General features: G+C 67.6%; 8 protein-coding genes. 2 read left to right on the forward strand and 6 right to left on the reverse strand.

All coding sequences use genetic code 11. The annotated features are described in order from the left end of the window. The coding region (groEL, locus tag Q0326_RS14165; RefSeq protein WP_298691600.1) for a chaperonin GroEL at nucleotides 1-778 on the reverse strand (778 nt) is incomplete at its 3' end. A 79-nt stretch (nucleotides 779-857) separates the two neighbouring features. Beyond that, nucleotides 858-1,145, reverse strand: a complete 288-nt coding sequence (groES, locus tag Q0326_RS14170; protein WP_298691601.1) for a co-chaperone GroES — start codon at nucleotides 1,143-1,145, stop codon at nucleotides 858-860. 262 nt (nucleotides 1,146-1,407) lie between these two features. Between groES and sppA the strand changes: the two genes are divergently transcribed. Continuing rightward, nucleotides 1,408-3,285, forward strand: a complete 1,878-nt coding sequence (gene sppA / locus Q0326_RS14175; protein WP_298691602.1) for a signal peptide peptidase SppA — start codon at nucleotides 1,408-1,410, stop codon at nucleotides 3,283-3,285. Nucleotides 3,286-3,467: 182 nt separating this feature from the next. Further along, the gene (locus tag Q0326_RS14180; protein WP_298691603.1) at nucleotides 3,468-4,004 is read left to right on the forward strand and encodes a GNAT family N-acetyltransferase; all 537 of its coding nucleotides are present in this window, start codon (nucleotides 3,468-3,470) and stop codon (nucleotides 4,002-4,004) included. On the opposite strand, the gene Q0326_RS14185 is transcribed toward Q0326_RS14180, so the two are convergent. From Q0326_RS14185 to odhB, 4 genes are all read right to left on the reverse strand, one after another. After that, nucleotides 3,992-4,618: a TRIC cation channel family protein gene (locus Q0326_RS14185; protein ID WP_298691608.1), complete on the reverse strand. Its 627-nt coding sequence runs from the start codon at nucleotides 4,616-4,618 to the stop codon at nucleotides 3,992-3,994. The genes Q0326_RS14180 and Q0326_RS14185 overlap by 13 nt on opposite strands. 207 nt (nucleotides 4,619-4,825) lie before the next feature. Further along, nucleotides 4,826-6,217 (reverse strand): dihydrolipoyl dehydrogenase, encoded by a 1,392-nt coding sequence (lpdA, locus tag Q0326_RS14190; protein ID WP_298691604.1) that lies wholly within the window; start codon nucleotides 6,215-6,217, stop codon nucleotides 4,826-4,828. Nucleotides 6,218-6,329: 112 nt separating this feature from the next. Then, the gene (locus Q0326_RS14195) at nucleotides 6,330-6,845 is read right to left on the reverse strand and encodes a hypothetical protein (protein ID WP_298691605.1); all 516 of its coding nucleotides are present in this window, start codon (nucleotides 6,843-6,845) and stop codon (nucleotides 6,330-6,332) included. Nucleotides 6,846-6,995: 150 nt separating this feature from the next. Further along, a partial coding sequence (odhB, locus tag Q0326_RS14200) for a 2-oxoglutarate dehydrogenase complex dihydrolipoyllysine-residue succinyltransferase (RefSeq protein WP_298691606.1) occupies nucleotides 6,996-7,973 on the reverse strand: 978 nt, incomplete at its 5' end.

The following is a 7,973-nucleotide window of genomic DNA, read 5'->3' on the forward strand; positions in this document are numbered from 1 at the left end:
CGAGCGCCTCGCCCTCAATGTCCTCGGCGATGATCAGCAGCGGACGGCCCGACTGAACGACGGCTTCCAGGATCGGAAGGATCGCCTGCAGGTTCGACAGCTTCTTCTCATGGATGAGGATGTACGGGTCGTTGAGTTCGACCAGCATCTTCTCGGGGTTGGTGATGAAGTAGGGCGACAGGTAGCCGCGATCGAACTGCATGCCTTCGACGACATCGAGCTCGAACTCGAGACCCTTGGCCTCCTCGACGGTGATCACGCCTTCCTTGCCGACGCGCTCCATGGCTTCGGCGATCTTGCGGCCGACGACTTCATCACCGTTGGCGGAGATGATGCCGACCTGGGCGACTTCGTTGGTGCCGGCGACGGGCTTGGAACGGCCCTTGAGGTCCTCGACGACCTTGATGACGGCGAGATCGATGCCGCGCTTCAGATCCATCGGGTTCATGCCGGCGGCGACCGATTTCATGCCCTCGCGGACGATCGCCTGGGCGAGAACGGTCGCGGTCGTGGTGCCGTCGCCGGCGATGTCGTTGGTCTTCGAGGCCACTTCGCGCACCATCTGCGCGCCCATGTTCTCGAACTTGTCCTTGAGCTCGATCTCCTTGGCGACGGTGACGCCGTCCTTGGTGATCCGCGGCGCGCCGAACGACTTGTCGATGACGACGTTGCGGCCCTTGGGGCCAAGTGTGACCTTCACCGCATCGGCGAGGATGTCGACGCCGCGCAGAATGCGCTCACGGGCGTCGCGCGAAAACTTAACGTCTTTCGCAGCCATTTGATATTCCTTCGTTGTCTATGCGGAAATTAGCGAACTTCGCGCATATGGGATTTTTGACAGAACGCCGTCGGCTGGATCAGCCGATGATGCCCAGGATGTCCGATTCCTTCATGATCAGCAGGTCCTGACCATCGACCTTGACCTCGGTGCCCGACCATTTGCCGAACAGGATGCGGTCGCCGGCCTTGACGTCGAGCGGGGTGATCTTGCCGTCTTCGGCCTTGGCGCCCGAGCCGGCCGCGACGACCTCGCCCTCCTGGGGCTTTTCCTTGGCGGTGTCGGGGATGATGATGCCGCCCGAGGTCTTTTCCTCGGCTTCGACGCGCTTCACGAGCACGCGATCGTGCAGGGGACGGAAATTCATGTGAGGCTTACCCTTTCCTCATGGATGGCCGGTTGGCGCCTTTCCCGACGGGGAGACTTGCACCGGCTTCGATGGCGTTGTTAGCACTCATCGACGACGAGTGCTAGCGGCGGGAATATGGCGCTGTGCGCGGCGTCGTCAAGCAGCCGGGCCGATAAATTTGCAACCGCTCCGGTGCGAAGCGTGTCCCCGGTCGGACGGCCCGATTGCCAGCGACGCACGCTTCCTCTAGCCCACAGATCACGACGAAAAGGTGACATCGATGCGCTTCCTGCGGGCTCTGTGGCGATTCCTCAAGGCCGTGAAGGATGTGCTGGCGCTGATCGCGCTGCTGCTCTTCTTCGGGCTGATCTTCGCGGCGCTGTCGAGCGGCGGCAAGACCTCGATCCCCTCGGGCGGCGGCGCGCTGGTGCTGCAACTCAAGGGCAGCCTGTCCGAGCAGCCGTCCGATGCGCGACCGCTCGATTTCGTCTCCGGCGCCGGTGGCCCGCAGCTCGACCAGTTCCGCCTCCGCGACGTTGTCCGCGCACTCAACGCGGCGGCGACCGACGATCGCGTCAAGGCGGTGGTGCTCGATCTCGACGGCTTCACCGGCGGCGGCCAAGCAGCGATCTCCGCGGTCGGCCATGCGCTCGACGGCGTCCGCGCGCACAAGCCCGTGCTCGCCTTCGCGCTCGGCTATGACGATGCGAGCTATCTGCTCGCCGCGCACGCCAGCGAGGTCTGGCTCGATCCGATCGGCGCGGTGCTGACCGCGGGCCCGGGCGGGTCGCAGCTCTATTACAAGGGCCTGCTCGACAAGCTTGGGGTCACCGCGCACGTCTACCGCGTCGGCAAGTTCAAGTCGGCGGTCGAGCCGTTCATCCGCACCGAGGCCTCGCCCGAGGCCAAGGCGGAGAGCCAGGCGCTGATCACCGCATTGTGGGGTCGTTGGCAGGCCGAGGTCACGGCCGCCCGGCCCAAGGCGCATTTCGCCGCCTATCTTGCCGGCCTCACCAGCGGCACCATCCCCAACACGACGCTCGCCGCCAATGCGCAGGCGATGGGGCTGATCGACACGCTCGGCGACCGCATCGCCTTCGGCCAGCGCGTCGCCAAGATCGCCGGGACGCCCGACAAGGCCGCCCCCGGCGACTATAAGACGATCGCGCTTTCCGACTGGGAGCAGGCCAATCCCGTGTCGACCAGCGGCGACGCGATCGGCGTTCTGACCGTCGCGGGCGACATCGTCGACGGCAAGGCGGGTTCGGGTACCGCCGGCGGCGACAGCATCGCCGAGGCGCTCGGCAAGGCGGTCGCCAAGGGCAATCTCAAGGCGCTGGTGGTGCGCGTCGATTCGCCCGGCGGATCGGTGACCGGATCAGACCGGATCCGCTCCGCGATCCTCGCCGCCAAGGCCAAGGGGTTGCCGGTGGTGATCTCGATGGGGTCGGTCGCGGCGAGCGGCGGCTATTGGGTGTCGACCGCAGGCGACACGATCTTCGCCGATCCGGCGACGATCACCGGCTCGATCGGCGTGTTCGGAATCATCCCGACCTTCGAGGGATCGCTGGGCAAGATCGGCCTGTCGGCGGACGGCGTCCAGGCGACGCCGCTGTCGGGCGAGCCCGATGCGCTGCGCGGCACGACGCCCGCGATCGACGCGCTGATCCAGGCCGGGATCAATCAGGTCTATGCGCGCTTTACCGGTCTGGTCGCCGCGGCGCGTCATCTGCCGATCCAGCGAGTCGACGAGATCGGCCAGGGCCGCGTCTGGGACGGTGCCGCCGCCAAGCAGATCGGCTTGGTCGATCGCTTCGGCTCGCTCGAGGATGCCGTCGCCGAGGCGGCGCGGCGCGCGCATCTCGATCCAGCCAAGGTCCACCCGGTCTATATCGAGCGCGAGAAGTCGGCGGTGGTGCGTTTCCTGCAGATGCTGGCGGGCAATTCGGACAGCAGCGCGGATGCGACCGTCGCCGACCCGTTCGTCTCGCTCAGCCGCCGCCCCGACATGATCCTCGCGCGCGCCGTCGGCGATGCGCGACGGGTGATGACCGGGCCCGCGGTGCAGGTCCGTTGCCTCGCCTGCGGCGGCGCCGAGCCCCCTGCCCCCGGCGATGTCGCGGCGGCGCGGCGGATGATGGCGCAGGCGGGGTTGTGAGCCCGCAGGCGTTCGTCGTTGCACCGTCGAGGCGGAAGCGCATAGTCCGAGGCTCGTCACCCCGGGCTTGACCCGGGGTCCCGCCCCCTCTTCGGCGGACGGGGAAGAAGCGGGATCCCGGATCGAGGCAGGGATGACGGAAGGTCGTAGAGCTCCGGACGAACGCTGTGGGTAACTCTCTCATGACCGCCGACGCTCCCCCCCTGCAGATCCGCCCGGTCGCGCGCGACGACGCCGCGGCGATCGCGGCGATCTACGCGCATTATGTCGATCACAGCGTCGTCACCTTCGAGGAGGCGGCGCCCGACGCCGCCGAGATGGCGCGCCGGATCGCGGCGACGGTCGCCGGCTATCCCTGGCTGGTCGCCGAGCAGGACGGCGCGCTGGTCGGCTATGCCTATGGCCGCGCCTATCATACGCGCTCGGCCTATCGCTGGACCTGCGAGACCGGCATCTATCTCGCGCACGATCGCCGCGCCAAGGGTGTCGGACGGCTGCTCTATACCGCGCTGCTCGATGCGCTTGGCGACCGCGGCTTCGTCACCGCGATCGCCGCGATCACTGTTCCCAATGACGAGAGCACGCGCTTCCACGAGGCGCTGGGCTTCGTCGCGGTCGGGCGCTTCGCCGGCGTCGGCTTCAAGCAGGGTGCGTGGCAGGATGTCGGCTATTGGCAGCGCGACTTCGGTGAGCGCCCGGCAGCGCCTCAGTCGCGATAGGCCGGCAGTGCGAGGCCCCGCGCGATCGCCGCCGCCCGCAAGGCAAAGCCGGCCAGCGCGGCGATGATCGCGGGCCAGGGCGCGGGCAGTCCGGCAAGGGTCAGCGCGACGAACAGCCCCGCCGCCAGCGCCGCCGCGGTGACATAGAGTTCGGGGCGCAGGATGATCGACGGCACGCCGGCCACCACGTCGCGAATGATCCCGCCGAGGCAGGCCGAAACCACCCCCATCACCGCGGCCGGCAGCGGCGGGATGCCGTAGTTGAGTGCCTTGCCCGCGCCATAGACGGCATAGGCCGCAAGCCCGACCGCGTCGCACCAGTCGAGCGCGCGCTCGGGCCACCAGATCCGCGGGGTGAGCCAGACCAACCCGGCGATGCCGAGGCAGACCGCGATCGGGGCGGCGTCGTGCAGCCAGAACACGGGCGCGCCGATCAGCAGATCGCGGGTCGTACCGCCGCCGGTGCCGGTCACCATCGCGAAGAAGCAGAAGGTCACGATCGTCTGCCGCGCCCGCGCCGCCGCCAATGCGCCCGATGCCGCGAACACCGCGAGGCCGGCGAGATCAAGCCAGGGCAGCAGCGGCTGGATCGGCGGGATGAAGTGCGGGTGCATCTGCGCGGGGTAATCAAAGGTTGGGTGCCGTACCATCCCCTCTCGTCATCCCGGCGGACGCCGGGACCCATACACGCAGCTTGGCAGGCCGGATGCGCCGCCGATAGTCGACGCTTCGCTTGCGCTCCACGCGCCGCGTCCATGGATCCCGGATCAAGTCCGGGATGACGGTTGGAAGAGCGTCACGCTTCCTCCAACCGTCACCGATCAGATGTGGATCGGCTTGCCCGTCACCGCCATCGCGGCTTCCTTCATCGCTTCCGAGTGGGTCGGATGCGCGTGGCAGGTGTAGGCGATGTCTTCGCTGGTCGCGCCGAACTCCATCGCCTGCGCAGCCTGGGCGATCATCGTGCCGGCGAGGCTGGCGATCACCCAGACGCCGATCACCCTGTCGGTCTTGGCATCGGCGATGATCTTCACGAAGCCCTCGGGCTCGTGATTGGTCTTGGCGCGCGAATTGGCCATCATCGGGAATTTGCCGACCTTGATCTCGCCGCGTTCCTTGGCGAGCTCCTCGGTGAGGCCGACGCCGGCGATCTCGGGCATGGTGTAGACCACACTCGGAATGACGTCGTGGTTCACGATACCGGTGAGCCCCGCGATGTTCTCCGCGACCGCGATGCCCTCGTCCTCGGCCTTGTGCGCGAGCATCGGGCCGGGGACGACGTCGCCGATCGCCCAGATGCCCGGCACCGCCGTGGCGAAGTCATGGTCGATCTCGACCTGGCCCTTGGCATTGGCGGTAAGCCCGGCCTTGTCGAGCGCAAGCCCGTCGGTGTTGGGGCGGCGACCGATCGCGACCAGCACCGCATCCGCCTCGATCGTCTCGGGCGACCCGCCGGCGGCGGCCTCGACGGCGATCTTGGCAGCGTCGCCGGCAACCGTGACGCCGGTCACCTTGGTGCCGAGCTTGAACTCGATACCCTGCTTCTTGAACAGCTTGTTGGCTTCCTTGCGGACCTCGCCGTCCATGCCGGGCAGGATCTGGTCGAGATATTCGACCACGGTCACCTTGGCGCCGAGACGCTTCCACACCGAGCCGAGCTCGAGCCCGATCACGCCGCCGCCGATCACGACGAGGTGCTGCGGCACCTTGGGCAGCTCCAGCGCGCCGGTCGAGTCGACGACGACCTTCTGGTCGATCTCGACGCCGAGCAGCGGGGTTACCGACGAGCCGGTGGCGATGACGATGTTCTTGGCGCGGACCGAGCGATCGCCGATCTGGACGGTGTCGGCCGCGGTGAAGGCGGCACGGCCCTTGATCCACTCGACCTTGTTCTTCTTGAACAGATAGTCGATGCCGCCGGTGAGGCCGGTGACCGCATCGCGGCGCTGCGCGTGCATCTGCTCAAGATCGAGCTCGACCTGGACCTTGATACCGAGCTTGGCGAGCTTGCCGTTGGCCGCCTCGTCATACAGTTCCGAGGCGTGGAGCAGCGCCTTGGACGGGATGCAGCCGACGTTGAGGCAGGTACCGCCCAACGTCGCGCGGCTCTCGACGCAGCCGGTCTTAAGCCCGAGCTGCGCCGCGCGGATCGCCGCGACATAGCCGCCCGGACCCGAGCCGATTACCAGAACGTCGAAATCATAATCCGCCATGACCGAACTCTCTGCCGTGCGAGAAGGGAATGGCGGCGACATAGAGCTTGCGTCCGTCAACGCAACCTTTGGTCGACAGATTGCGTCCTCCCGGCGATCGAGCCCGGACCGATCAGGGGCAGTGCTGGTTCGCCGCGGTGTTGATGTAGGTCTGCGCCACGGCCGGAGTGAGCCGACTGGCCGCAACAGCGGCCAGCGCCGCTGCCTGAACCAGGGTCTGCCCGTGCACCGCCTGAAGCTGCTGCACGGCGTTCAGTCGGTCGCGATAATTCCGGATGTTGACGTTGCAGATCGGCGCACCGCCGCCCGCAAGAGCAAGCCCGCCCGGATAGTTGCCGGTGAAATTGGTGTGTTGATCGCACCCGCCCGGCTGCGGCGCCTGGCGGACGGTGATGTGCAGCGCATTACCCGCGTTGAAGGTGATGTGCACGTCGGGGTTCGCCCCCGAGAGTTCGCACACCCACAGATTCTGCGTGGTCGGGCTGAGCGAACGGCACAGTCCCGTTCGCGCCGCATTGGCATACAGGCTGAGCGCGGAACAGGTGGGAACCGCCTGCGCTTCGGCGCTCGTCGCGGCCGCCAGAGCGGCCGTCGCTGCCAAGGCCAGATATAGAGACATCCTCTTCATAGCGATCCTCCGCTCACTGCTGGAAGATCGGTATCGGCCGGGGCGCGCGGCGCGGACAGCGGAGTCGCGTCCATTTCTGACTGAGACAGCGCCAAATCGGCGCGCCGGACACAGGCCCGGCGCGCCATCGAAGCGCTGTGAAGAAGGGGCCTAAAGGTCGATCAGCAGGCGGGTCGGATCCTCGATCGCGTTCTTGAGCGCAACCAGGAAGGTCACCGCCTCGCGGCCGTCGATCAGGCGGTGGTCGTAGCTGAGCGCCAGATACATCATCGGGCGAACGACGACCTGGCCATTGCGGACGACGGGGCGCTCCTCGATCCGGTGGAGGCCGAGCACCGCTGACTGCGGCGGGTTGATGATCGGGGTCGACATCAGCGAGCCGAACACGCCGCCGTTCGAGATCGTGAAGGTGCCGCCCTTCATCTCGTCCATCTTGAGCGCGCCTTCCTTGGCGCGCTTGCCGAAGTCGCCGATCGTCTTCTCGATGCCCGCGACCGACAGGTCCTGCGCGTTGCGGATGACGGGCACGACGAGACCGTTGGGGGCGGAGACCGCCACCGAGATATCGGCATAATCGTGATAGACGATCTCATCGCCCTCGATCGAACCGTTGACCGCCGGGAGGTCGCGCAGCGCCTGGCAGGCAGCCTTCACGAAGAAGCCCATGAAGCCGAGCCGGACGCCGTGCTTCTTCTCGAACAGATCCTTATATTTGGCGCGCGCGGCCATCACCTCGGTCATGTCGACGTCGTTGAACGTCGTCAGCATCGCGGCGGTGTTCTGCGCCTCCTTGAGACGCTTGGCGACGGTCTGGCGCAGGCGCGTCATCCGCACGCGCTCTTCCTTGCGTTCGCCGCCCGCAGCGGGCGCCGCCGCGGCCGGCGCTGGCGCGGGCGCCTTGGCGGGCTGCTGGCTGGCGGCGGTGAGCACGTCCTCCTTGGTAAGGCGACCGCCCGGGCCGGTGCCGGTCAGGCCGCCGGCGTCGATGCCATGTTCGAGCACCGCGCGGCGCACCGACGGCGACATCGGCAGCGTCTCGCCCGACTGGGGATCGGTGCCATGGCTGCCATAGGCGGCGACGGTCGCCTGCGTGCCGGGACGCGGCGCCTCGGCCTTGAGCGGCGGCTG

The organism is uncultured Sphingomonas sp., assembly GCF_937859915.1.
Classification (GTDB): Bacteria; Pseudomonadota; Alphaproteobacteria; order Sphingomonadales; family Sphingomonadaceae; genus Solisphingomonas.

What these genes read in the sequence shown, in the direction of transcription:
- Q0326_RS14185 (WP_298691608.1), bottom strand. Translation starts at nt 4,618, where the DNA reads ATGCACCCGCACTTCATCCCGCCGATCCAGCCGCTGCTGCCCTGGCTT.
- groES (WP_298691601.1), bottom strand. Translation starts at nt 1,145, where the DNA reads ATGAATTTCCGTCCCCTGCACGATCGCGTGCTCGTGAAGCGCGTCGAA.
- Q0326_RS14195 (WP_298691605.1), bottom strand. Translation starts at nt 6,845, where the DNA reads ATGAAGAGGATGTCTCTATATCTGGCCTTGGCAGCGACGGCCGCTCTG.
- lpdA (WP_298691604.1), bottom strand. Translation starts at nt 6,217, where the DNA reads ATGGCGGATTATGATTTCGACGTTCTGGTAATCGGCTCGGGTCCGGGC.
- Q0326_RS14180 (WP_298691603.1), top strand. Translation starts at nt 3,468, where the DNA reads ATGACCGCCGACGCTCCCCCCCTGCAGATCCGCCCGGTCGCGCGCGAC.
- sppA (WP_298691602.1), top strand. Translation starts at nt 1,408, where the DNA reads ATGCGCTTCCTGCGGGCTCTGTGGCGATTCCTCAAGGCCGTGAAGGAT.